Genomic DNA, 23016 nt, shown 5'->3' with positions numbered 1-23016 from the left:
ATTATTTTCCTCCTTCCTCAGATTTCTTCTTAGTAGGAAGAACTTCTCCACGATAGATCCATACTTTCACGCCAAGCTTACCGTAAGTAGTGTCCGCTTCAGCAGTAGCATAGTCGATGTCAGCGCGAAGTGTGTGAAGTGGAACTGTTCCTTCGCTGTAGTGTTCAGCACGAGCGATATCAGCACCGCCAAGGCGACCTGATACCTGTGTTCTGATACCTTGAGCTCCAGCTCGCATAGTACGTTGGATAGCCTGCTTTTGAGCACGACGGAATGAAACGCGGTTTTCTAATTGACGAGCAATGTTTTCTGCAACCAGTTTCGCATCAAGATCAGCTCTTTTAATTTCAATGATGTTGATATGAACGCGTTTGCCTGTCAACTGGTTCAACGCTTTACGAAGTGCTTCCACTTCAGTACCGCCTTTACCGATAACCATACCTGGCTTTGCAGTGTGTACAGAAATGTTAATGCGGTTAGCAGCACGTTCGATTTCAACTTTTGATACAGAAGCATCACTTAAACGCTTCGTGATATATTCACGAACTTTAAGGTCTTCATGTAAAAGTTCTGCATAGTCTTTACCAGCGTACCATTTGGATTCCCAATCACGAATGATCCCGATACGCAAACCGACTGGATTTACCTTTTGACCCACAGATTACCCCTCCTTCTTTTCTGATACAACGATAGTAATATGACTAGTACGCTTATTAATCGCACTCGCACGACCCATTGCGCGAGGACGGAAACGTTTTAATGTTGGCCCTTCATTTGCATATACTTCTGAAACAACCAGGTTATTAACATCCATTTCGTAGTTGTGCTCTGCGTTAGCAACCGCAGATTTCAATACTTTTTCTACGATTGGAGAAGCAGCCTTTGGAGTTAAGCGAAGAATCGCTACCGCTTCACCTACTTGCTTTCCTCGAATTAAGTCAGCGACTAAACGAACTTTACGAGCAGAAATACGCACTGTTTTAGCAACAGCTTTTGCTTGCATGAGATGCCCTCCTCTCATTAACGTCTTGTTTTCTTGTCATCACTTGCGTGACCTTTGTAAGTACGAGTTGGCGCGAATTCGCCAAGCTTGTGACCTACCATGTCTTCAGTTACATAAACCGGTACGTGTTTACGGCCATCATAAACAGCGATTGTGTGACCGATGAATTGTGGGAAGATAGTTGAACGACGCGACCAAGTTTTCACAACTTGCTTCTTATCAGCTTCATTTAACTTTTCTACCTTAACCATCAAATGCTCATCAACAAAAGGCCCTTTTTTCAGACTGCGACCCATGTAAGTACCTCCCTTCGTGATCGTTCTACGGTCCGTTTTATGAACCGTAGTTCAATCCCGTTATTTTTTGCGGCTACGTACGATAAATTTATCGGATTTGTTTTTCTTCTTACGGGTTTTAGCACCAAGAGTTGGTTTACCCCAAGGAGACATTGGAGATTTACGACCAATAGGAGCGCGGCCTTCCCCACCACCATGCGGGTGATCGTTCGGGTTCATAACAGATCCTCGAACAGTTGGGCGCTTGCCTAACCAGCGTGAACGTCCAGCTTTACCGATGTTGATAAGTTCATGTTGTTCGTTACCTACTTGACCAACAGAAGCACGGCAAGTAGCAAGAATCATACGAACTTCACCAGAATTTAAACGCACAAGAACATAACGTCCTTCTTTACCTAGAACCTGAGCGGAAGTACCAGCGGAACGTACTAATTGTCCACCCTTCCCAGGTTTAAGCTCGATGTTGTGAATTACTGTACCAACAGGAATGTTTGCTAACGGAAGTGCGTTACCCACTTTTATGTCAGCTTCTGGACCCGACATGATCTCCATACCTACTTGTAGGTTTTTAGGAGCAAGGATATAACGTTTCTCTCCATCCACATAATTGATTAATGCAATGTTTGCAGAACGATTTGGATCGTATTCGATAGTGGCAACGCGTCCTGGTATACCATCTTTATTGCGCTTGAAGTCAATGATACGGTATTGACGCTTATGGCCGCCACCTTGATGACGAACTGTTAACTTACCTTGGTTGTTACGGCCGCCTTTTCTTGTTAAAGGAGCAAGTAAGGATTTCTCCGGCTTATCAGTAGTGATTTCTGCGAAATCAGAGACTGACATATTGCGTCGACCGTTAGAGGTAGGTTTATACTTTTTAATCGCCATGTGTATTTCCCTCCTTCTCTAATGAATTAAGCTTCAAATAATTCGATTTCTTTGCTGTCAGCAGTTAATTTAACAATTGCTTTACGGCGCTTGTTCGTATAGCCTGCATGTTTGCCCATACGCTTGAACTTACCTTTGTAATTCATGATGTTTACTTTATCAACTTTAACTCCGAAGATTTCTTGGACCGCGTCCTTAACTTGAGTTTTGTTCGCTCTTACATCAACTTCGAAAGTATATTTCTTTTCAGCCATTAAGTCTGAAGAACGTTCAGTGATAACGGGGCGCTTAATGATATCGCGTGCATCCATTATGCAAGCACCTCCTCTACTTTTTCAACAGCTGACTTGGTCATGATCAATTTGTTGTGAGACACAACATCAAGAACATTTAGGCCATTAGCTTCCACAACAGTAACACCAGGGATGTTACGCGCAGAAAGAGCTACTTTCTCATCTAAACCGTCAGTTACGATTAACGCTTTAGAATCTACAGAAAGACCTTTAAGCACAGCTGCAAATTCTTTTGTTTTTGGAGTTTCGAATGATAATCCTTCTAGAACTAGAACATTATCTTCTAATACCTTTGTGGATAGCGCAGATTTAATAGCTAATCGGCGAACCTTTTTAGGCAGTTTGTAGCTATAAGATCTTGGAGTTGGACCGAATACGGTACCACCACCACGCCATTGTGGAGAACGGATAGAACCTTGACGGGCACGGCCAGTACCTTTTTGGCGCCATGGTTTACGTCCGCCGCCTGCTACTTCAGAACGGTTTTTAACTTTATGAGTCCCTTGACGCAAGGAAGCTCTTTGCATGATGATTGCTTCAAATAATACATGGTTATTTGGTTCAATACCAAAGATAGAATCGTTAAGCTCGATGTCGCCTACTTTTGATCCAGCTTGATTGAACAGTGTAACTTTAGGCATTCTAATGCTCCTCCTTTCTCAAAAGATTACTTGGATTTAACCGCACTTTTCACTTTTATCAATGCTTTTCTAGCACCAGGAACATTACCTTTGATTAAAAGCAAGTTGCGTTCTGTATCAACTTTAACAATTGTTAAGTTTTGAACAGTGATTTGATCTCCACCCATACGTCCAGGCAATAATTTACCTTTAAATACACGGTTTGGAGCTACAGGACCCATTGAACCTGGGCGGCGGTGGTATCTGGAACCGTGAGCCATAGGGCCACGAGATTGTCCATGGCGCTTAATTGAACCCTGGAAACCTTTACCCTTTGAGATTCCTGTTACATCTACTACATCGCCTTCAGCGAAAATATCAACTTTGACTTCCTGACCCACCTCGTAATCAGCGAGGTTTGCATCGCGGAATTCGCGAATGAAGCGCTTAGGAGCAGTATTAGCTTTTGCAGTGTGTCCTTTAGCCGGCTTGTTTGCAAGCTTTTCACGCTTATCTTCAAAACCGATTTGAATAGCTTCGTAGCCGTCAGCTTCAACAGTTTTCTTTTGAAGCACTACGTTTTGCGCAGCCTCAACAACAGTTACAGGGATAAGCTCGCCGTTTTCAGCAAATACTTGCGTCATACCGATCTTTCTTCCTAAGATTCCTTTGGTCATTAGTCACACCTCCTAAATAATTATCTTTTTATATTGATTAAAGTTTGATTTCAATGTCAACGCCGGATGGCAGGTCTAAACGCATTAATGAATCAACTGTTTGCGGAGTTGGATTCACGATGTCGATTAAACGCTTGTGTGTACGCATCTCGAATTGTTCACGAGAATCTTTGTATTTGTGTACTGCACGCAAGATCGTATAAACGGATCTTTCAGTCGGTAATGGGATCGGGCCTGATACAGCCGCACCAGAACGTTTTGCAGTTTCTACAATTTTCTCAGCAGATTGATCAAGAATCCTGTGATCATATGCTTTTAAACGGATACGAATTTTTTGTTTTGCCATTATTTTCCCTCCTTTTCGCCTATTTTAAAATAGACTTTCTCAACGGAAATTTCCCACACACTCGCCATGGCAAAGCGGCCGGGTGTGTCAGCAACCTTCCATATCATCGCAGTCAAAGACCAACATTGTCTATTATACATAAAACACATACTCTATGCAAGATAAACTTACATTTTTCTGCGTCTTGCACACTTTTACTATTATACATAGTTGCCTATACATTTTCAAGATAATCTTGAAAAGTGCATGTTGTAATTTATTTCTTCTATAAAGATTATTGGGATAAACACGGGTAGTGAGTATAGTATCTCAAGGGGATCATGGGAATTTATAGGCTCGTAACTCGGCTAGTCTTTTTTTAGGGCGAAGATAAAGGTGCAGTTAGTCCAACTGGATATGATTCACATGGCGTTGCCAAAGGGTATGGAGTGCTTAGCCTGTGTTTTCTTTATAGCAAAAGTAAAACAAGCAGACGGCGTCCCGTCTGCTTGTAAAAAGTTGCTTCAAGAGCAGTTTTTATTATTCAGTAATTGTAGCAACAACGCCAGCGCCTACAGTACGTCCACCCTCACGGATAGAGAACTTTGTACCTTCTTCGATAGCGATTGGAGCGATAAGCTCAACTGACATTTCGATGTTGTCTCCAGGCATAACCATTTCTACGCCTTCTGGAAGGTTACAAATACCAGTTACATCAGTTGTACGGAAGTAGAACTGTGGACGGTAGTTTGTAAAGAATGGAGTGTGACGTCCACCTTCTTCTTTTGAAAGCACGTAAACTTCAGCTCTGAACTTTGTGTGTGGTTTGATTGTACCTGGTTTAGCAAGCACTTGGCCACGTTGGATATCTTCACGAGCTACACCACGAAGAAGTGCACCGATGTTGTCACCAGCTTCAGCGTAGTCAAGAAGCTTACGGAACATTTCAACACCCGTTACAGTTGTAGATTTTGGCTCTTCAGTGAAACCAGTGATTTCAACTACGTCACCGACTTTAACTTGTCCACGTTCTACACGTCCAGTAGCAACTGTTCCACGTCCAGTGATAGAGAACACGTCCTCTACAGGCATCATGAATGGCTTTTCAACGTCACGTGTTGGAGTTGGGATATATTCATCAACAGCATTCATTAGTTCATGAATTTTTTCTTCCCAAGCTGCATCTCCTTCAAGTGCTTTAAGAGCAGAACCTTTGATAACTGGAATATCGTCACCAGGGAATTCATATTCAGAAAGAAGGTCACGGATTTCCATTTCAACTAATTCAAGAAGCTCTTCGTCGTCAACCATGTCACATTTGTTCATGAAAACTACAAGGTAAGGTACACCTACTTGACGAGAAAGAAGGATGTGCTCACGAGTTTGTGGCATTGGGCCGTCAGCAGCAGATACAACAAGGATACCGCCGTCCATCTGTGCAGCGCCAGTGATCATGTTTTTAACATAGTCAGCGTGTCCTGGGCAGTCTACGTGTGCATAGTGGCGATTTGCAGTTTCATATTCAACGTGTGCAGTAGAGATTGTGATACCACGTTCTCTTTCTTCAGGAGCACCATCGATTTGATCATATGCACGAGCTTCAGCTCCACCAGTCTTAGCAAGTACAGTAGTAATAGCAGCTGTTAATGTAGTTTTACCGTGGTCAACGTGACCAATTGTTCCAACGTTAACGTGTGGCTTAGAGCGATCGAATTTAGCTTTTCCCATTAGGATATTCCTCCTTAAAATTATAAATAGATTAAGTATATGGTGCTATGAAAGCAAAATCATGACTGCTCTCATAGCTTACATAAGTAGTTATACTTTAATAAAATGTGAAAATCAATTATTCACCTTTATTTTTTTTCACAATTTCCTCGGAGATACTCTTAGGTACTTCTTCGTAATGATCGAAGTGCATAGAGAATGTTCCGCGTCCTTGTGTATTAGAACGTAGAGATGTTGCATATCCGAACATTTCTGATAGTGGAACCATCGCATTAACAACCTGAGCGTTTCCGCGCGCTTCCATACCTTCTACACGACCGCGGCGGGATGTGATATCCCCCATGATATCGCCTAAATATTCTTCTGGAATAACAACTTCTACTTTCATGATAGGCTCTAAGATTACAGGCTGACATTTAGATGCTGCATTTTTAAGAGCCATTGATGCTGCGATTTTGAATGCCATTTCGTTGGAGTCAACATCATGGTATGAACCATCGAATAATCTCGCTTTAATGTCAACTAATGGGAAACCGGCAAGTACACCATTGTCAAGAGAGTCTATTAGACCAGCTTGTACAGCAGGGATGTATTCACGCGGTACAACTCCACCAACGATAGCATTTTCAAATTCAAAGCCTTTTCCTTCTTCGTTTGGAGAGAATTCGATCCAAACATGTCCGAATTGTCCGCGTCCACCGGATTGACGTACGAACTTACCTTCAACTTGTGCAGATCCGCGGAAAGTTTCACGGTAAGCAACCTGTGGAGCACCAACGTTTGCTTCAACTTTAAATTCACGGCGCATACGGTCGACAAGAATGTCCAAGTGAAGTTCACCCATACCCGCAATGATAACTTGACCTGTTTCCTGGTCAGTATGTGCACGGAAGGTTGGATCTTCTTCTTGTAATTTTTGTAGAGCCGTAGTCATTTTATCTTGGTCTGCCTTAGACTTAGGTTCAATTGATAGCTGAATTACCGGTTCTGGGAACTCCATTGACTCTAAGATAACAGGGTTCTTGTCATCACATAGAGTATCACCAGTAGTTGTATCTTTCAAACCTACTGCAGCCGCAATATCTCCAGCGTATACCTGGGAAATCTCTTCACGCGAGTTAGCGTGCATTTGCAGGATACGTCCTACACGCTCACGCTTACCTTTAGTAGAGTTTTGTACATATGAACCAGAGCTCAAAGTACCAGAGTATACACGGAAGAATGTTAATTTACCAACATAAGGGTCAGTCATAACTTTGAATGCAAGAGCTGAGAATGGCTCTTCGTCACTTGATGGACGTGTTGTTTCTTCCTCTGAATCTGGAAGAGTACCTTTAATAGCTGGTACATCTAATGGAGATGGAAGATAGTCAATAACTGCATCCAGCATTAATTGAACACCTTTGTTTTTGAAAGCAGATCCGCAGATTACAGGATAGAATTCAACATTAACAGTACCTTTACGGATCGCAGCTTTAATTTCTTCATTTGTAAGCTCTTCTCCGCCAAGATATTTTTCCATTAATTCTTCATCCAGCTCAGCTACCGCTTCAATTAACTTTTCACGGTATTCTTCCGCTAATTCTTTATGTGATTCCGGAATTTCACGTACTTCAATGTCCGTACCTAAATCGTTTCCGTAGAACACAGCTTTCATTTCAACTAGGTCAATGATAGCTTCGAATTCATCTTCCGCACCAATTGGTAATTGGATTGGATGAGCGTTCGCTTGAAGACGGTCATGAATTGTTTTTACTGAGTATAAGAAGTCAGCTCCAATTTTGTCCATCTTGTTTACGAATACTACACGAGGAACCCCATAAGTAGTAGCCTGGCGCCAAACTGTTTCAGTTTGAGGCTCAACACCTGACTGAGCGTCAAGTACGGCAACTGCACCATCAAGTACACGAAGGGAACGTTCAACTTCAACTGTAAAGTCTACGTGTCCTGGTGTATCGATGATGTTTACGCGGTGGCCTTCCCACTGTGCGGTTGTAGCAGCAGAGGTAATAGTGATACCGCGTTCTTGTTCTTGCTCCATCCAGTCCATCTGGGATGCACCTTCATGAGTTTCGCCGATCTTGTGAATACGGCCAGTGTAATAAAGTACTCGTTCTGTCGTAGTCGTTTTACCGGCATCGATGTGAGCCATGATGCCGATATTACGAGTTTTTGCTAAGGAGAACTCTCTTGCCATTTGGTCTTTCTCCTTCCATCTATCAGTATAATTTTATAGAAAGAATAAATTTTACCAGCGATAGTGAGCAAACGCTTTGTTTGCTTCAGCCATTTTATGAGTATCTTCGCGTTTCTTGACAGAAGAACCAGTATTGTTGGCTGCATCAAGAATTTCGTTAGCTAAACGCTCTTCCATCGTTTTTTCTCCACGAAGACGAGAGTAGTTTACTAACCAGCGAAGGCCTAAAGTTGTACGGCGTTCCGGGCGCACCTCAACAGGTACTTGGTAGTTTGAACCACCTACACGGCGTGCTCTTACCTCTAATACAGGCATGATGTTTTTAAGGGCTTGATCGAATACTTCGATCGCCTCTTTCCCACTGCGTTCTGCAATGATATCAAATGCTGAATAAAGAATTTTTTGTGACTTACCTCTTTGTCCGTCAACCATCATTTTGTTGATTAAACGTGTCACAAGCTTTGAATTATAAATCGGATCTGGCAATACGTCTCTTTTTGAAACAGGTCCTTTACGAGGCATTCTTTTTCCTCCTTTCGGTGAAGTTATTATTTTGTGTCAAATTATTTTTTTGGTGCTTTCGGACGCTTGGTACCGTATTTAGAACGGCCCTGCATACGGTTGTTTACACCAGCAGTATCAAGCGCACCACGAACAATGTGATAACGTACCCCTGGTAAGTCCTTTACACGACCACCGCGGATAAGTACTACGCTGTGTTCTTGCAGGTTGTGGCCGATACCCGGGATATAAGCTGTTACCTCGATACCGTTAGTCAAACGCACACGCGCATATTTACGCAATGCAGAGTTTGGCTTCTTCGGTGTCATTGTACCAACACGGGTGCAAACACCACGCTTTTGCGGAGATGATACGTTAGTTTGTGCTTTCTTAAAGCTGTTGTAGCCTTTGTTTAGTGCTGGAGATTTTGATTTAACCTCTTTTGACTCGCGTCCTTTGCGCACTAATTGATTAATAGTAGGCATTTTATTTTTCCTCCCTTCACTTTTTTGTTCTAGTCCCACACATCCAGGTGGTTCATAAATGAGCAAAAACAAAGTTTTTGCAGATTGATCTACAAAAACAGTTTTACTTTTTAATGGCAACAGCTGCTGCTCCGACATCAATGCCGCATGCTTTTCCCAGCATTCGCATTGAATCAACATACTTGATTGGCACGTTTAATTCATTGGCAGTTTCGATAACCCGGGATACCAGAAATCTATCCGCATCCTCTGCTATGATTACCTCTTGAATCAAATCGTTCTTAAGAGCTCTCACTGTTTGTTTCGTTCCTATAATCACTGACTTTGCCTGTAGTACTTTTTCATAAGACATCATTCATATCCTCCAAAGCTGTTACAGGGTATCATAGGAGCACCTTTGCTATAATATCATCCCTTTATTGCATATGTCAACTTCTTTCAGAAAATATTTCATATATCAAACCTATTGTGATAAGAAGCAGATTAAAAGGATTATTATAACGTGCCTAATTTATTTCATATGAAAACAAGGTGCCTGATTCCCAAACAAACCATAAAGCAGAGGCTGCCCCTGTAAAAGGCAGCCTCGCTCTATTATTTTTTAGTCCACTGCCACAGTGTCTTCATTGGCATCTTCCACATGGACAGGTTGTGCTTTCCTGTAACGAAGCATTCCCGTTCCTGCTGGTACAAGCTTACCGATGATGACATTCTCTTTAAGGCCGAGCAGTTCATCGCGCTTGCCTTTGATCGCAGCATCCGTAAGTACTCTTGTCGTTTCCTGGAAGGAAGCGGCAGATAGGAAGGAATCCGTTTCAAGAGATGCTTTTGTAATACCGAGTAAGATCGGGCGGCCGGTTGCCGGTATTCTGCCTTCTAATACAGCAGATGTATTGGCTAGAGTGAACTGATGGATATCAAGCAATGTGCCCGGTAGCACATCCGTGTCTCCAGCATCAATTACACGTACTTTACGAAGCATTTGCCTTACCATGACCTCGATATGTTTATCGCCGATTTCAACACCCTGCATACGGTATACCTTTTGAACTTCACGAAGCAGGTATTCTTGAACAGAGAGGACATCCTTCACCTTCAGCAATTCTTTCGGGTCGATTGAACCCTCTGTTAGCTCCTGGCCACGCTGTACGTAGGAATCTACAGTTACTTTTAAGCGGGCAGTATATGGGGCTGTGTAGCTGCGTGACTCCACTTCACCCTGAATCACGATTTCCTGCTGTTTATCACGAATTTCATTAATGCCGACAACAGTTCCTTCAATTTCGGAGATGATTGCCTGGCCTTTTGGATTTCTTGCTTCAAAGATTTCCTGAATACGAGGAAGACCCTGTGTGATATCGTCTCCTGCTACCCCACCTGTATGGAAGGTACGCATTGTTAACTGTGTACCTGGTTCCCCAATGGATTGTGCAGCAATGATACCGACAGCTTCGCCGACTTCCACTTCTTGGCCGGTAGCAAGATTGCGCCCGTAACATTTTTTACATACACCATGGCTGGTGTTACATGTAAACGCAGAACGAATCCAAACCTGCTCTACCCCGCTGTCTTCAATATACTTAGCTAGATCTTCCGTGATCAGCTCATTTTCCTGGACTATGACTTCATTTGTTTCCGGATGCCTGATCGGTTTTCTTGCATAACGGCCGATTAAACGTTCTTCCAGATTCTCAATGACTTCAGTTCCTTCTTTAAGAGCGCCAATAAGCAATCCACGGTCCGTTCCGCAATCATCATCGCGGATGATTACATCTTGCGCCACATCTACGAGACGGCGGGTAAGATAACCGGAATCGGCTGTCTTAAGGGCAGTATCTGCAAGTCCTTTACGAGCTCCATGGGTAGAAATGAAGTATTCCAATACCGTTAGCCCCTCACGGAAACTTGAGCGAATCGGAAGTTCAATGATACGTCCAGCCGGGTTGGCCATCAAACCGCGCATACCGGCGAGCTGTGTAAAGTTAGACGCGTTACCACGGGCCCCGGAATCACTCATCATAAATATTGGGTTGCGACGGTCAAGGGATTTCATCAGCTTCGACTGGATGTTATCCTTTGCGGCGCTCCAGATAGAGATGACACGGTCATAACGTTCATCCTCGGTGATCAAACCGCGTCTGAATTGTTTTAACACATTATCTACTTTCGTTTGTGCTTCTTCAATAATCTGCTGCTTTTCACCCAATACAACGATATCGGATACACCAACAGTGATGCCGGCTTTCGTTGAATGCTTAAAGCCAAGATCCTTCATGCGGTCAAGCATTTTGGACGTTTCAGTGATTTTGAATCGCTTGAATACTTCCGCAATGATATTTCCAAGAATTTTCTTCTTGAATGGATCGATAATTGGCTGTGCCTGGATGATTTCTTTTACGTTCGCACCCTTTGGTACAAAATAGTTCTCCGGAGTCTTCTCTTCCAGATTGGTTTTTGTAGGTTCATTAATGTAAGGGAACGATTTCGGCAAGATTTCATTAAAAATCAATTTACCTACAGTTGTCATTAGAAGCTGTTGGTTTTGTTCCTCAGTGAATGTTTCATTATTTAACGATGAAGCGTGCACAGCTACACGGGTGTGCAAATGTACATATCCATTCTGATAGGCGATCAATGCTTCATTGGTATCTTTGAAGACCATCCCTTCGCCGATTGCGTTTTCCCTTTCCAGTGTAAGGTAATAGTTACCTAAAACCATATCCTGGGACGGAGTAACAACCGGTTTTCCGTCTTTCGGGTTCAGGATGTTTTGAGCCGCTAACATGAGCAACCGGGCTTCCGCCTGTGCTTCAGATGATAACGGAACGTGAACAGCCATTTGGTCGCCATCGAAATCTGCGTTATACGCAGTACACACTAATGGGTGCAGACGGATTGCACGGCCTTCAACCAAAGTCGGTTCGAACGCCTGGATTCCAAGCCTGTGCAGAGTAGGGGCACGGTTAAGCAATACCGGATGCTCCTTGATTACAGATTCAAGAACGTCCCAAACTTCAGGCTGCAATCTTTCGATTTTTCGTTTCGCTGATTTGATGTTGTGTGCCAAACCTTTTTGCACCAATTCTTTCATAACGAAAGGCTTAAAGAGCTCGATTGCCATTTCCTTAGGCAATCCGCATTGGTACATCTTTAGGTTAGGTCCTACGACGATAACGGAACGTCCGGAATAGTCAACACGCTTACCTAATAGATTTTGGCGGAAACGCCCTTGCTTCCCTTTAAGCATGTGCGAAAGGGATTTCAAAGGACGGTTACCCGGACCTGTTACAGGACGTCCACGGCGTCCATTATCGATTAACGCATCGACAGCTTCCTGGAGCATACGTTTTTCATTCTGAACGATAATGCTAGGTGCACCGAGGTCCAATAGTCTTTTTAGACGATTGTTACGGTTGATAACACGACGGTATAAATCGTTCAGGTCAGATGTAGCAAAGCGACCGCCATCAAGCTGCACCATCGGGCGAAGCTCCGGCGGAATGACCGGCAGGACGTCAAGGATCATCCAAGAAGGTTCATTTCCGGAATTGCGGAAAGCCTCGAGAACTTCCAGGCGTTTGATAGCACGGGTTCTGCGTTGTCCCTGTGCCGTTTTCAGCTCTTCCTTCAATGTCTCTACTTCTTTTTCCGTATCAATATCCTGGAGGAGTTTTTTAATTGCTTCAGCTCCCATGGATGCCTGGAATTTCTTGCCGTACTTTTCACGGTATGCACGGAATTCCTTCTCGGATAGAAGCTGTTTCTTTTCTAATGAAGTATCACCGGTTTCTGTGACAACATAAGATGCAAAGTAAATAACTTCCTCCAAAGCCCGTGGCGACATGTCCAAAACAAGACCCATGCGGCTCGGAATTCCTTTGAAATACCAGATGTGTGAGACAGGAGCAGCCAATTCGATATGCCCCATGCGTTCCCGGCGAACTTTAGCACGGGTTACTTCAACGCCGCAACGGTCACAAACTACGCCTTTATAACGAACACGCTTGTATTTACCGCAGTGGCATTCCCAGTCCTTTTGAGGCCCGAAAATTCTTTCACAGAACAAGCCGTCCTTTTCAGGCTTTAATGTACGATAGTTGATTGTTTCTGGTTTTTTCACTTCTCCGTGGGACCAAGAACGAATCTTGTCCGGCGAAGCGAGACCGATTTTCATATACTCAAAATTATTAACATCTAGCAAGGGGCCTACCTCCCTTTTAATCTCCAGGTTTTTACCCTTATTGCTTCCTATGGAACACATTTTTACCTGAGTGAACTCTAACCGGCAGCTCCTTCCCAAGGATATCACTGCCGGTTAGAGCTTAAATTTATGGAATATGCTTAATCAGTTGTAATTGCGTTTGTGTTTGCCCCTGCATCAGAGGTAACCATGTCCTTGCCTTCAGGATCAATTGATAATGAATCTGATTGATTTACATCATCTTCATCCTCTAAATCGCGCATTTCAATCTCACGGTCGTCAGCAGACAGGATTTTTACATCCATACCCAAGCTTTGAAGTTCTTTAATCAATACTTTGAAGGATTCAGGAACTCCAGGTTCAGGGACATTTTCACCCTTCACAATTGCTTCGTATGTCTTAACACGGCCAACTACGTCATCCGACTTAACAGTAAGGATTTCTTGGAGAGTATATGCAGCACCATATGCTTCAAGTGCCCAAACCTCCATCTCACCGAAACGCTGTCCGCCAAACTGTGCTTTACCGCCGAGAGGCTGTTGCGTAACAAGAGAGTAAGGTCCGGTTGAACGGGCATGGAGCTTATCATCAACCATGTGGGCAAGCTTGATCATGTACATGACACCAACAGATACACGGTTATCGAATGGTTCACCTGTACGGCCGTCATATAGAACAGTTTTAGCATCCCGGGCCATTCCTGCTTCCTCAATGGTAGACCATACATCTTCTTCACGTGCACCATCAAATACCGGTGAAGCAACGTGAATGCCAAGGGCACGTGCAGCCATTCCAAGATGAAGCTCCAATACTTGACCGATGTTCATCCGTGAAGGAACCCCCAGAGGGTTCAACATGATGTCGACCGGTGTGCCATCTGGCAAGTACGGCATATCTTCCTCGGGAAGAATACGGGAAATAACACCTTTGTTACCATGACGTCCCGCCATCTTATCCCCTTCATGAATTTTACGCTTTTGGACAATGTATACACGGACAAGCTGATTGACTCCCGGTGGAAGCTCATCGCCGTCTTCGCGGTTGAAAACTTTCACATCGTGAACGATTCCACCGCCTCCATGTGGAACGCGAAGGGAGGTGTCGCGGACTTCTCGGGCTTTCTCACCAAAGATTGCATGCAGAAGGCGTTCTTCCGCCGTAAGTTCCGTTACCCCTTTAGGAGTGACTTTACCCACAAGAAGGTCTCCATCCTTCACTTCAGCACCGATTCTGATAATTCCGCGCTCATCCAGGTTGCGGAGCGCATCTTCGCCCACGTTCGGGATATCCCGCGTAATTTCCTCAGGTCCAAGCTTTGTATCACGTGATTCTGATTCATATTCTTCAATATGAATAGAAGTATAGACATCATCTTTCACAAGACGTTCACTCATGATGATGGCATCTTCATAGTTATAACCATCCCAGGTCATGAACGCTACTAACACGTTGCGGCCAAGTGCTAATTCGCCTTTTTCCATGGAAGGTCCATCAGCAAGAATTTCACCTTTGACCACTCTGTCGCCAACAGCGACGATAGGGCGCTGGTTATAGCATGTTCCCTGGTTGGAACGGATAAATTTAAGCATACGGTACTTATCAAGGTTACCGGAGACCTCGTGGCCGTCAACTTCAGTCACACGGCGCACCCATACTTCACGCGATTCCACGTGTTCAACGATTCCTTCGTGTTTACAGATAACGGCAGCTCCGGAATCTTTGGCCGATACGTATTCCATACCTGTACCTACGCGCGGTGCTTCCGGCTGCATTAACGGGACAGCCTGGCGTTGCATGTTCGCACCCATGAGGGCACGGTTGGAGTCATCGTTTTCCAGGAAAGGAATACAAGCTGTTGCAGCTGAAACCACCTGCTTAGGAGATACATCCATGTAATCGACGCGATCTCTTGGAACAACGGTATTTTCACCGCGGAAACGGGCTACGATATCATCATCAAGGAATGAACCGTCATCTGAAAGCCGTACATTTGCCTGGGCAACTACATAGTTATCTTCTTCATCGGCCGTTAAGTAATCGATACGGTTTGTGATTTTCCCTGTATCCGGATCCACACGGCGGTATGGCGTCTCGATGAATCCAAAACGGTTTACCTTCGCAAAGCTGGATAGCGAGTTGATCAATCCAATGTTTGGGCCCTCCGGCGTTTCAATCGGACACATGCGGCCGTAGTGAGAATAATGAACGTCACGAACCTCGAATCCTGCGCGTTCACGGGTCAAACCGCCAGGCCCCAATGCAGAAAGACGGCGTTTATGCGTTAATTCTGCCAGCGGGTTCGTTTGGTCCATGAACTGTGACAGCTGCGAGCTTCCGAAGAACTCTTTAATTGACGCAATAACAGGGCGGATATTAATCAGCTGTTGTGGCGTAATAGTATTCGTATCCTGGATGGACATTCTTTCACGCACAACACGTTCCATACGGGATAGACCGATTCTGAATTGGTTTTGCAGCAATTCGCCAACTGAACGAAGGCGGCGGTTACCTAGATGGTCAATATCATCCGTGTCTCCTACAGTGTGCAGCAAATTAAAGAAATAGCTAATAGAAGAGATGATATCAGCAGGTGTAATGTTCTTGACCTGATCGGAAACATAAGCATTTCCGATTACATTGATAACTTTTTCACCTTCTGTATCATTTGGAGCATAAATCTTTATCGGCTGCAAAAGAGTTTCTTCTTCAACTACACCGCCAACAGGGTGAAACGTTTTAAATCCAGCACCTGCTTCCAGATAGGGGATGATTTTATCGAGCGTACGGCGGTCAAGAAGTGTGCCTTTTTCCACGATGATTTCCCCTGTTTCAGGATCTGCCAATGATTCGGCGATACGCTGTCCGAACAAGCGGTTTTTAATATGAAGCTTTTTATTTATTTTATAACGTCCAACGTTGGCTAAATCATAGCGTTTTGGATCGAAAAAGCGTGAAACTAACAGGCTCTTGGCATTCTCGACAGTAGGAGGCTCTCCCGGGCGAAGACGCTCATAGATTTCAAGCAACGCCTTTTCAACACTCTCGGTATTATCCTTTTCAAGTGTGTTGCGGATATATTCATTATCACCAATCAAGTCGATGATTTCCTGGTCGGAGCCAAATCCAAGCGCGCGAAGCAATACCGTTACAGGAAGTTTTCTGGTACGGTCAATTCTTACATACACTACATCCTTGGCGTCAGTTTCGTATTCAAGCCATGCTCCACGGTTCGGGATCACTGTCGCTGTGTATCCACGCTTGCCGTTTTTGTCCATCTTTGCACTATAGTAGACGCTTGGCGAGCGGACTAATTGAGATACGATAACACGTTCGGCACCATTGATGATAAATGTACCCGTTTCAGTCATTAGAGGGAAATCGCCCATGAATACATCCTGGTCTTTTACTTCCCCTGTTTCTTTGTTTACAAGACGTACCTTAACACGAAGCGGAGCAGAGTAAGTTACATCGCGCTCTTTTGATTCCTCGACAGGATATTTAGGATCACTCAGGCTATAATCAATAAATTCAAGCGATAAATTGCCCGTGAAATCTTCAATAGGAGAGATGTCCTGAAACATTTCCCTTAACCCTTCATCAAGAAACCATTGATACGAAGCGGTTTGAATTTCAATGAGGTTCGGAAGCTCCAAAACCTCACTAATCCGTGCATAACTTCTGCGTTGGCGGTGTCGTCCATACTGAACAAGTTGACCTGTCAACTGATTCACCCCTCAAATCAAGCGTTATAAAAGATGTATTGCCAGTAGAAAACATCTGAGTTTTCTATAGACAAAAATAAAATGGTTTTTGATTTAAAAACCACTATTCCACAAAACTCGAACTATTATTTATATATTTTTTCCATCCTATCCATTTTTTATACAGTTACTGGATAATTATTGAATATTGACGGAAATTATATATATGCATTATATAATAATAACAAAGCAGAAAATCAGAGTCAATCTTTTTTAGAAACCAAAATATAGTAGCCTTTTTTCTTCTGTGCCACTTCTACATTCCCAAACAGACCTTTCATCTTGTCCATAGCCGATGGGGCACCCTGTTTTTTTTGGATAACCACCCAGAGCTCGCCGCCAGAAGCCAGGCGTTCATGGCTGTTTTCAAAAATTTCTTGAACCACTTTTTTTCCGGCCCGTATCGGAGGATTAGTCAGGATAGCAGCAAACCTGCTGGCATCCACCTTTTCAAAGAGGTCACTTTCATAGATGGACACATTTGATATACCATTTGTTTTGGCATTCTCTTTCGCTAGCTCAACCGCCCTGGAATTAATATCGATCATTTGGACTTCAGTCCCGGGATAAGCAGCAGCAACGGAAAGCCCTATCGGACCATAGCCGCAACCTACATCAAGTATGTCCCCTTTTACCTCAGAGTTCAAATGAAATGCCTCTATTAGCAGACGGGAGCCAAAATCAACTTCATTTTTCGAGAAGACGCCATTATCACTTTTAAAGCGTAGTGTTCTTCCCCTTAATGTAAAGTCCCAAAACCGCGGGTTGCTTTCAACATCTGGTTTTTGTGAGTAGTAGTGTTCTGCCAAGGTCATCTCCTCCTATCAGAAAGGGATTATAGAAGAAATAAAGAGAGAAGAATTTTGAAGAATTTAGAGTATACGCGAGGCGCAACTGTATTATGTTTTCTTCAACAGGATGTAAATATACTCTGGTTCGCAGGAAATCATGCATAATCGGAACAAAAGCGTACCAAGAGAAAAAAAGCCCGCCTGTTACAGCGAGCTTTCATTATTAAGATTAAGCGGCATTACTTAACTTCAACGCCAGCTCCAACTTCTTCAAGTTTAGCTTTGATTTCTTCAGCTTCTTCTTTAGCAATGCCTTCTTTAAGCGGCTTTGGAGCATTGTCAACAAGGTCTTTTGCTTCTTTAAGTCCAAGACCAGTGATTTCACGTACAACTTTGATAACCTTGATTTTTTGGTCGCCTGCAGATGCAAGAACAACGTCAAATTCAGTTTTCTCTTCAGCAGCGCCGCCAGCAGCAGCTCCACCCGCGATTGCTACAGGAGCAGCAGCAGTTACGCCAAATTCTTCTTCGATTGCTTTTACAAGGTCATTTAGTTCTAAAACAGTCATAGATTTAACTGCTTCAATGATTTGTTCTTTAGTCATTGTTTAGTTCCTCCTTAAAGGTTTAGGTTTGTTATTTTAATAGCTGTAAATTGGTCTTAACTTACGCACCTTGCTCTTCTTTTTGGTCTGCAACAGCTTTTGCAGCAAGAGCAAGATTGCGGATAGGTGCTTGTAGCACGGAAAGTAACATAGATAGCAATCCTTCGCGGGATGGAAGTTCTGCAAGAGCCTTGATTTCATCAGCTGATGCAACATTTCCTTCGATCACTCCGGCTTTAATTTCCAATGCTTCATGTTTCTTTGCGAAATCATTAAGGATCTTCGCTGGCGCAACAACATCTTCATTTGAGAACGCGATTGCGTTTGGACCAGTCAGAGATTCTTTTAAGCCATTAAGCTCAGCAGCTTCAACAGCACGACGGGTCAAAGTGTTTTTGTACACTTTGAATTCGATGCCTGCATCACGAAGTTGTTTACGAAGTTCAGTTACTTCTGCAACTGTTAACCCACGGTAATCAACAACAACAGCTGTTTGAACAGATTTAAACTTATCAGAAATCTCATCAACGATTTGTTTCTTTTGTTCGATAACGCTGCTCATCCTTACACCTCCTGTAGATTTGCTTGAAAACATTCATACCGTCCAAATAAAAAGCCTCCATATCTTCATAGACATGGAAGCAGTAATTTCAAAAATCATAGTCAGTGACTAGTATTATCGAATTACCTCGGCAGGACATTAAGCTCTAATGTAAGCACCTGCTGTCTACGGTACAAATGGTATTCATTTATAACAACAAAATTGATTATATCAATAATCCTTTTATATTGTCAACTTGTTTTTTATTAAAAAGCAGAAGGATCCACCTTCACACCAGGGCCCATTGTAGTAGATACAGCAACGCTCTTCATGTATGTGCCTTTAGCAGCCGCAGGTTTGGCTTTCATTAAAGTTTCATAGATGGTATTCAAGTTCTCAGCCAGTTTATTGTCTTCAAAAGAAACTTTACCGATCGGAACATGGATGATACCAGCTTTGTCAGCGCGGTATTCAACTTTACCAGCTTTAATTTCATTCACTGCTCTTGTAACGTCAAATGTAACTGTACCAGTTTTAGGGTTTGGCATTAAACCTTTAGGACCCAATACTCGTCCAAGTTTACCAACTTCACCCATCATGTCTGGTGTAGCAACGATTACGTCAAAGTCGAACCAACCTTGCTGGATCTTGTTGATGTAATCAGAATCGCCAACATAATCAGCGCCTGCAGCTTCTGCTTCTTTTGCTTTTTCACCTTTAGCGAATACTAATACACGCTGGGTTCTACCAGTTCCGTTCGGAAGAACAACTGCTCCACGGATTTGCTGGTCAGCTTTCTTTACGTCGATACCTAAACGGAATGCAGCTTCAACAGTCGCATCAAATTTAGCGAAATTTGTTTTTTTAGCAAGCTCGATAGCTTCAGTTGCAGAGTATGCTTTCGTACTGTCTACAAGTTTTGCAGCTTCGAGATACTTTTTACCTTTTTTAGTCATGTAAAAAATCCTCCTATTTTGTGGTTTTAACGGAATAACCTCCCACGAATAAAGGTTGCGAACTGAATCGCAACCCCCGTAAGAAACATGTAGCATGCATTAACGATTAGTCTTCGATAACGATACCCATGCTGCGTGCTGTACCTTCAACCATGCGCATTGCAGACTCAACGTTTGCAGCGTTCAGGTCAGGCATTTTCGTTTCAGCAATCTCGCGTACTTTATCACGCTTGATCGTAGCAACTTTTTTACGGTTAGGTTCACCAGAACCAGACTCGAGTCCAGCTGCTTTCTTAAGCAATACTGCAGCAGGCGGAGTTTTTGTAATAAATGTAAATGAACGGTCTTCAAATACCGTGATCTCAACAGGAATGATAAGACCAGCTTGGTCTGCTGTACGAGCGTTGAACTCCTTACAGAATCCCATGATGTTTACACCAGCTTGACCTAGTGCAGGTCCAACAGGCGGTGCCGGATTAGCTTTACCAGCAGGAATTTGCAGCTTAACCATTTTAATTACTTTCTTAGCCACGAGACACACCTCCTTATCGTCCGTGATGTGGTAATAGGGCTCGGGGCCCTCCCACTCAACTGATTCTTTATATCATAAATAAAGAATTTGTATGTTAGTTCAGGTCTCTATTTCGAGACATACTGACCTATGAAATATTATCATTTTTCGGATCTGATTTCAAGTTTTTTCGGAAATTATATTTTTTCCACCTGGGTGAAGTCTAGTTCGACCGGCGTATCCCGGCCAAACATATTGACAAGGACTTTCAGTTTTCCTTTATCTTTATCAAGCTCTTCTATTGAGCCGCTAAAGTTTGCAAACGGACCTTCTTTAACACGTACTGTGTCCCCGATGATGACATCAACCTCAATCTTCTTCTCATCCATACCCATGCTCTTGAGCACCATCTCAACCTCATCAGGAAGAAGTGGTGTCGGCTTTGAGCCTGAACCTGCGGAACCTACGAATCCTGTTACACCCGGAGTGTTGCGGACAACATACCAAGAATCATCCGTCATGATGATCTCAACGAGCACATAACCCGGAAACACTTTCTTTTTCGTTACCTTTTTCTTGCCGTCTTTAATTTCAGTTTCTTCTTCCTCCGGGACTACAACACGAAAAATCTTATCCTGCATTCCCATAGACTCCACGCGTTTTTCCAGATTGGTTTTTACCTTGTTTTCATATCCGGAATAAGTATGGACAACATACCAATTCTTTTCCATTTACTAGGACTCTAGAGTCCTTCCCTCCCCGCACTTTTTTCTTTTGTGAGGCTTTATCTAGCCGCCATTCCAATCTCTAATAAAGATAAACATAGATTGCATTGGCCAAAAAAAGACAAATTAAAAAACCCGTTCCCGGGCCTTTTGTTGTGTTGCTTATTATTCTATCACTATTATACCTGATTTTTGAATCTCTTATTCAAGAACTAAGCGAATTAATTCAGAAATTCCCAAATCGACAACCGCAAAGAAAAGGGACATGATCGCAACGGTCGTAACCACAATTACTGTATATCTTGTAAGCTCTTTTCTTTTCGGCCAGCTTACTTTTTTCATCTCGCGAATGACGCCGGTGAAAAACTCGCTCATGAATGTAACCTCCAACCACTGTAGGGATAAGCTATTTCGGATCTATATAAACAGTTATTTTGTTTCTTTATGCATGGTATGGGCGTTGCATGTACTGCAAAATTTCTTAATCTCCAGGCGTTCTGAACTTGTTGCCTTATTGCTTTCGGATGTATAGTTCCGCGAACCACAATCCACACAAGCTAAAATAACTTTCTTTCTCATTTCATATGCCACCTATCTATACGTCCTTAAAACTTTATCACGGCTTACTTTTATTGTCAATATGAATAAGGGTGACCACGTCTTTCGTAAAACTAAAGAGTGATCTCCCTGACTTCCAGATAACGTTCAAGTTTTCTTTTTACCCGCTGCAGGGCGTTATCGATGGATTTTACGTGGCGGTTCAATTCCCCGGAAATTTCTTGATAGGACTGCCCATCAAGGTAAAGTGCAAGCACTTTCCTTTCCAGATCGCTGAGCAGCTCTGTCATTTTCAATTCAATATCATCGAATTCTTCCCGATTGATGATCAGCTCTTCGGGGTCAAGTATCTTCGCCCCGGAGATGACATCCATTAAGGTCCTGTCTGACTCATCGTCGTAAATTGGCTTGTCCAGTGAGACATAAGAATTAAGCGGGATGTGCTTTTGCCTGGTAGCCGTTTTGATAGCCGTTATGATTTGCCTGGTAATGCATAGCTCGGCAAAAGCCTTAAAGGTAGACAGCTTGTCTCCCTTAAAATCGCGGATTGCCTTATAGAGGCCAATCATGCCTTCCTGGAAGATATCTTCTTTATCAGCGCCGATCAAGAAATACGTACGGGCTTTAGCCCTTACGAAATTGCGGTATTTTTGGATTAAATAATCCAACGCTTCACTCTCGCCCTTATGCACTAAGTCGACCAGCGCATCATCTTCCAACAGCAAATATTTTTCATCCCGTTTCATTCCGAAGTTGGCACCCACGATTTTATCCCCCTCACCGTACACAAATAGATAGAATAATTATACAGTAGGGAATTTTTTGACGTCAACAGCTCAAAGTTTGCCCCGGCGCCATTTTTCGAAAATTTCAGCAACTTCATCACTAAGCGCAATTTTGGAAGAAGGTTTTTTTTTCGTTGTTTTTTTTACACTCTTTTCTATCTCCCCATTTATATGGTTCATTTCATTTAAAAGTTCACGGGCGGATTTCCGTAAGGCTCCCTGGCCGAATATTACCCATTGCTCCGTGAAGTCTGAGGTGGCTACGTGAATTTGCGTCTTGATATTATTCAAATCGCTCGCGAGTTTTTCAATACGCTCATCCGCCGATTCATTCTCCCTTGTAAAGAGGATCTCAACTTTGTAATTTTTATATTTCCGTTCGATTCCCTGGACAAAATGGGCATCGAATACGATGATGACCCGAAAACCGGTGAATGCCTGGTATTCTGCCATGACCTCAATTAAACGGTCCCTCGCTGCCGATAAATCGTTATCCTTTAATTCTCTTAGCTCCGGCCATGCCCCGATAATATTGTAACCGTCCACCAACAGAATGTTGTTCATCG

The 23016-nt window shown here is 43.2% G+C and carries 25 protein-coding genes and 1 other annotated feature; all 25 genes read right to left on the bottom strand.

Annotated features, from left to right (window positions below; genetic code table 11):
• Position 1 precedes the first annotated feature (1 nt).
• The 25 genes from rpsC to D0466_RS18015 all read right to left on the bottom strand — a co-directional run bounded on the left by rpsC (position 2) and on the right by D0466_RS18015 (position 23014).
• Positions 2-658 carry a 30S ribosomal protein S3 gene (rpsC, locus tag D0466_RS18135; protein WP_101631941.1) on the bottom strand — a complete coding sequence of 219 codons (657 nt, stop codon included), beginning with the start codon at positions 656-658 and terminating at the stop codon, positions 2-4.
• A 3-nt stretch (positions 659-661) separates the two neighbouring features.
• A complete protein-coding gene (gene rplV / locus D0466_RS18130; protein WP_117323955.1) occupies positions 662-1003 on the bottom strand; it encodes a 50S ribosomal protein L22 in 342 nt (113 codons plus the stop codon).
• A gap of 17 nt (positions 1004-1020) precedes the next feature.
• A complete protein-coding gene (gene rpsS / locus D0466_RS18125; protein WP_101631943.1) occupies positions 1021-1299 on the bottom strand; it encodes a 30S ribosomal protein S19 in 279 nt (92 codons plus the stop codon).
• A 60-nt stretch (positions 1300-1359) separates the two neighbouring features.
• Positions 1360-2190, bottom strand: a complete 831-nt coding sequence (rplB, locus tag D0466_RS18120; RefSeq protein WP_117323954.1) for a 50S ribosomal protein L2 — start codon at positions 2188-2190, stop codon at positions 1360-1362.
• Positions 2191-2216: 26 nt separating this feature from the next.
• Positions 2217-2501: a 50S ribosomal protein L23 gene (gene rplW / locus D0466_RS18115; protein WP_117323953.1), complete on the bottom strand. Its 285-nt coding sequence runs from the start codon at positions 2499-2501 to the stop codon at positions 2217-2219.
• The gene (gene rplD / locus D0466_RS18110; RefSeq protein ID WP_117323952.1) at positions 2501-3124 is read right to left on the bottom strand and encodes a 50S ribosomal protein L4; all 624 of its coding nucleotides are present in this window, start codon (positions 3122-3124) and stop codon (positions 2501-2503) included. The genes rplW and rplD overlap by 1 nt, the downstream gene beginning before the upstream one ends.
• Positions 3125-3150: 26 nt before the next feature.
• A complete protein-coding gene (gene rplC, locus D0466_RS18105) occupies positions 3151-3780 on the bottom strand; it encodes a 50S ribosomal protein L3 (RefSeq protein WP_117323951.1) in 630 nt (209 codons plus the stop codon).
• A gap of 37 nt (positions 3781-3817) precedes the next feature.
• The gene (gene rpsJ, locus D0466_RS18100; RefSeq protein ID WP_019244375.1) at positions 3818-4126 is read right to left on the bottom strand and encodes a 30S ribosomal protein S10; all 309 of its coding nucleotides are present in this window, start codon (positions 4124-4126) and stop codon (positions 3818-3820) included.
• Positions 4127-4645: 519 nt separating this feature from the next.
• Positions 4646-5833, bottom strand: a complete 1188-nt coding sequence (gene tuf, locus D0466_RS18095; protein ID WP_101631947.1) for an elongation factor Tu — start codon at positions 5831-5833, stop codon at positions 4646-4648.
• 118 nt (positions 5834-5951) lie between these two features.
• On the bottom strand, positions 5952-8030 hold the full coding sequence (gene fusA, locus D0466_RS18090) for an elongation factor G (protein WP_117323950.1): 2079 nt from the start codon (positions 8028-8030) through the stop codon (positions 5952-5954).
• A gap of 51 nt (positions 8031-8081) precedes the next feature.
• Positions 8082-8552, bottom strand: coding sequence for a 30S ribosomal protein S7 (rpsG, locus tag D0466_RS18085; protein WP_101631949.1), 471 nt, complete (start codon positions 8550-8552; stop codon positions 8082-8084).
• Between the two features lie 41 nt (positions 8553-8593).
• Positions 8594-9016 carry a 30S ribosomal protein S12 gene (gene rpsL, locus D0466_RS18080; protein ID WP_117324000.1) on the bottom strand — a complete coding sequence of 141 codons (423 nt, stop codon included), beginning with the start codon at positions 9014-9016 and terminating at the stop codon, positions 8594-8596.
• A 103-nt stretch (positions 9017-9119) separates the two neighbouring features.
• Entirely contained in the window at positions 9120-9368 is a 249-nt protein-coding gene (locus D0466_RS18075) for a 50S ribosomal protein L7ae-like protein (protein ID WP_117323949.1), read from the bottom strand.
• Positions 9369-9617: 249 nt separating this feature from the next.
• Positions 9618-13217 carry a DNA-directed RNA polymerase subunit beta' gene (gene rpoC / locus D0466_RS18070; RefSeq protein WP_117323948.1) on the bottom strand — a complete coding sequence of 1200 codons (3600 nt, stop codon included), beginning with the start codon at positions 13215-13217 and terminating at the stop codon, positions 9618-9620.
• Positions 13218-13357: 140 nt separating this feature from the next.
• A complete protein-coding gene (gene rpoB / locus D0466_RS18065) occupies positions 13358-16939 on the bottom strand; it encodes a DNA-directed RNA polymerase subunit beta (RefSeq protein ID WP_117323947.1) in 3582 nt (1193 codons plus the stop codon).
• A gap of 242 nt (positions 16940-17181) precedes the next feature.
• Entirely contained in the window at positions 17182-17787 is a 606-nt protein-coding gene (locus D0466_RS18060) for a class I SAM-dependent methyltransferase (RefSeq protein WP_117323946.1), read from the bottom strand.
• 221 nt (positions 17788-18008) lie between these two features.
• Entirely contained in the window at positions 18009-18374 is a 366-nt protein-coding gene (gene rplL, locus D0466_RS18055; RefSeq protein WP_117323945.1) for a 50S ribosomal protein L7/L12, read from the bottom strand.
• A gap of 61 nt (positions 18375-18435) precedes the next feature.
• Positions 18436-18936, bottom strand: coding sequence for a 50S ribosomal protein L10 (gene rplJ / locus D0466_RS18050; RefSeq protein WP_117323944.1), 501 nt, complete (start codon positions 18934-18936; stop codon positions 18436-18438).
• 38 nt (positions 18937-18974) lie between these two features.
• Positions 18975-19125, bottom strand: a sequence feature (ribosomal protein L10 leader region).
• Positions 19126-19181: 56 nt separating this feature from the next.
• Positions 19182-19871, bottom strand: a complete 690-nt coding sequence (rplA, locus tag D0466_RS18045; protein ID WP_117323943.1) for a 50S ribosomal protein L1 — start codon at positions 19869-19871, stop codon at positions 19182-19184.
• A gap of 106 nt (positions 19872-19977) precedes the next feature.
• The gene (gene rplK, locus D0466_RS18040; protein ID WP_142383592.1) at positions 19978-20403 is read right to left on the bottom strand and encodes a 50S ribosomal protein L11; all 426 of its coding nucleotides are present in this window, start codon (positions 20401-20403) and stop codon (positions 19978-19980) included.
• A 176-nt stretch (positions 20404-20579) separates the two neighbouring features.
• Positions 20580-21113 carry a transcription termination/antitermination protein NusG gene (gene nusG / locus D0466_RS18035; protein ID WP_117323942.1) on the bottom strand — a complete coding sequence of 178 codons (534 nt, stop codon included), beginning with the start codon at positions 21111-21113 and terminating at the stop codon, positions 20580-20582.
• Positions 21114-21308: 195 nt separating this feature from the next.
• The gene (gene secE, locus D0466_RS18030; RefSeq protein WP_117323941.1) at positions 21309-21482 is read right to left on the bottom strand and encodes a preprotein translocase subunit SecE; all 174 of its coding nucleotides are present in this window, start codon (positions 21480-21482) and stop codon (positions 21309-21311) included.
• Positions 21483-21536: 54 nt separating this feature from the next.
• On the bottom strand, positions 21537-21686 hold the full coding sequence (rpmG, locus tag D0466_RS18025) for a 50S ribosomal protein L33 (RefSeq protein WP_117323940.1): 150 nt from the start codon (positions 21684-21686) through the stop codon (positions 21537-21539).
• A 92-nt stretch (positions 21687-21778) separates the two neighbouring features.
• Complete coding sequence (gene sigH, locus D0466_RS18020) at positions 21779-22411, bottom strand: RNA polymerase sporulation sigma factor SigH (RefSeq protein WP_117323999.1); 633 nt, start codon at positions 22409-22411, stop codon at positions 21779-21781.
• Positions 22412-22501: 90 nt separating this feature from the next.
• Positions 22502-23014, bottom strand: coding sequence for an NYN domain-containing protein (locus D0466_RS18015; RefSeq protein WP_117323939.1), 513 nt, complete (start codon positions 23012-23014; stop codon positions 22502-22504).
• Positions 23015-23016: the final 2 nt, after the last annotated feature.

It is taken from the genome of Peribacillus glennii (assembly GCF_003429105.1).
In the GTDB taxonomy this organism is placed as follows: Bacteria; Bacillota; Bacilli; order Bacillales; family DSM-1321; genus Peribacillus; species Peribacillus glennii.
Note: the sequence above shows the minus strand (reverse complement) of the source record. Positions and strands in the feature narration are given on the sequence as shown.

Bases quoted from the DNA above. Each gene is read 5' to 3' on its own strand.
- rplV (WP_117323955.1), bottom strand. From the start codon at position 1,003: ATGCAAGCAAAAGCTGTTGCTAAAACAGTGCGTATTTCTGCTCGTAAA.
- rpsS (WP_101631943.1), bottom strand. From the start codon at position 1,299: ATGGGTCGCAGTCTGAAAAAAGGGCCTTTTGTTGATGAGCATTTGATG.
- rplB (WP_117323954.1), bottom strand. From the start codon at position 2,190: ATGGCGATTAAAAAGTATAAACCTACCTCTAACGGTCGACGCAATATG.
- rplW (WP_117323953.1), bottom strand. From the start codon at position 2,501: ATGGATGCACGCGATATCATTAAGCGCCCCGTTATCACTGAACGTTCT.
- rplD (WP_117323952.1), bottom strand. From the start codon at position 3,124: ATGCCTAAAGTTACACTGTTCAATCAAGCTGGATCAAAAGTAGGCGAC.
- rplC (WP_117323951.1), bottom strand. From the start codon at position 3,780: ATGACCAAAGGAATCTTAGGAAGAAAGATCGGTATGACGCAAGTATTT.
- rpsJ (WP_019244375.1), bottom strand. From the start codon at position 4,126: ATGGCAAAACAAAAAATTCGTATCCGTTTAAAAGCATATGATCACAGG.
- tuf (WP_101631947.1), bottom strand. From the start codon at position 5,833: ATGGGAAAAGCTAAATTCGATCGCTCTAAGCCACACGTTAACGTTGGA.
- fusA (WP_117323950.1), bottom strand. From the start codon at position 8,030: ATGGCAAGAGAGTTCTCCTTAGCAAAAACTCGTAATATCGGCATCATG.
- rpsG (WP_101631949.1), bottom strand. From the start codon at position 8,552: ATGCCTCGTAAAGGACCTGTTTCAAAAAGAGACGTATTGCCAGATCCG.
- rpsL (WP_117324000.1), bottom strand. From the start codon at position 9,016: ATGCCTACTATTAATCAATTAGTGCGCAAAGGACGCGAGTCAAAAGAG.
- D0466_RS18075 (WP_117323949.1), bottom strand. From the start codon at position 9,368: ATGTCTTATGAAAAAGTACTACAGGCAAAGTCAGTGATTATAGGAACG.
- rplL (WP_117323945.1), bottom strand. From the start codon at position 18,374: ATGACTAAAGAACAAATCATTGAAGCAGTTAAATCTATGACTGTTTTA.
- rplJ (WP_117323944.1), bottom strand. From the start codon at position 18,936: ATGAGCAGCGTTATCGAACAAAAGAAACAAATCGTTGATGAGATTTCT.
- rplA (WP_117323943.1), bottom strand. From the start codon at position 19,871: ATGACTAAAAAAGGTAAAAAGTATCTCGAAGCTGCAAAACTTGTAGAC.
- nusG (WP_117323942.1), bottom strand. From the start codon at position 21,113: ATGGAAAAGAATTGGTATGTTGTCCATACTTATTCCGGATATGAAAAC.
- secE (WP_117323941.1), bottom strand. From the start codon at position 21,482: ATGAGCGAGTTTTTCACCGGCGTCATTCGCGAGATGAAAAAAGTAAGC.
- rpmG (WP_117323940.1), bottom strand. From the start codon at position 21,686: ATGAGAAAGAAAGTTATTTTAGCTTGTGTGGATTGTGGTTCGCGGAAC.
- sigH (WP_117323999.1), bottom strand. From the start codon at position 22,411: ATGAAACGGGATGAAAAATATTTGCTGTTGGAAGATGATGCGCTGGTC.
- D0466_RS18015 (WP_117323939.1), bottom strand. From the start codon at position 23,014: ATGAACAACATTCTGTTGGTGGACGGTTACAATATTATCGGGGCATGG.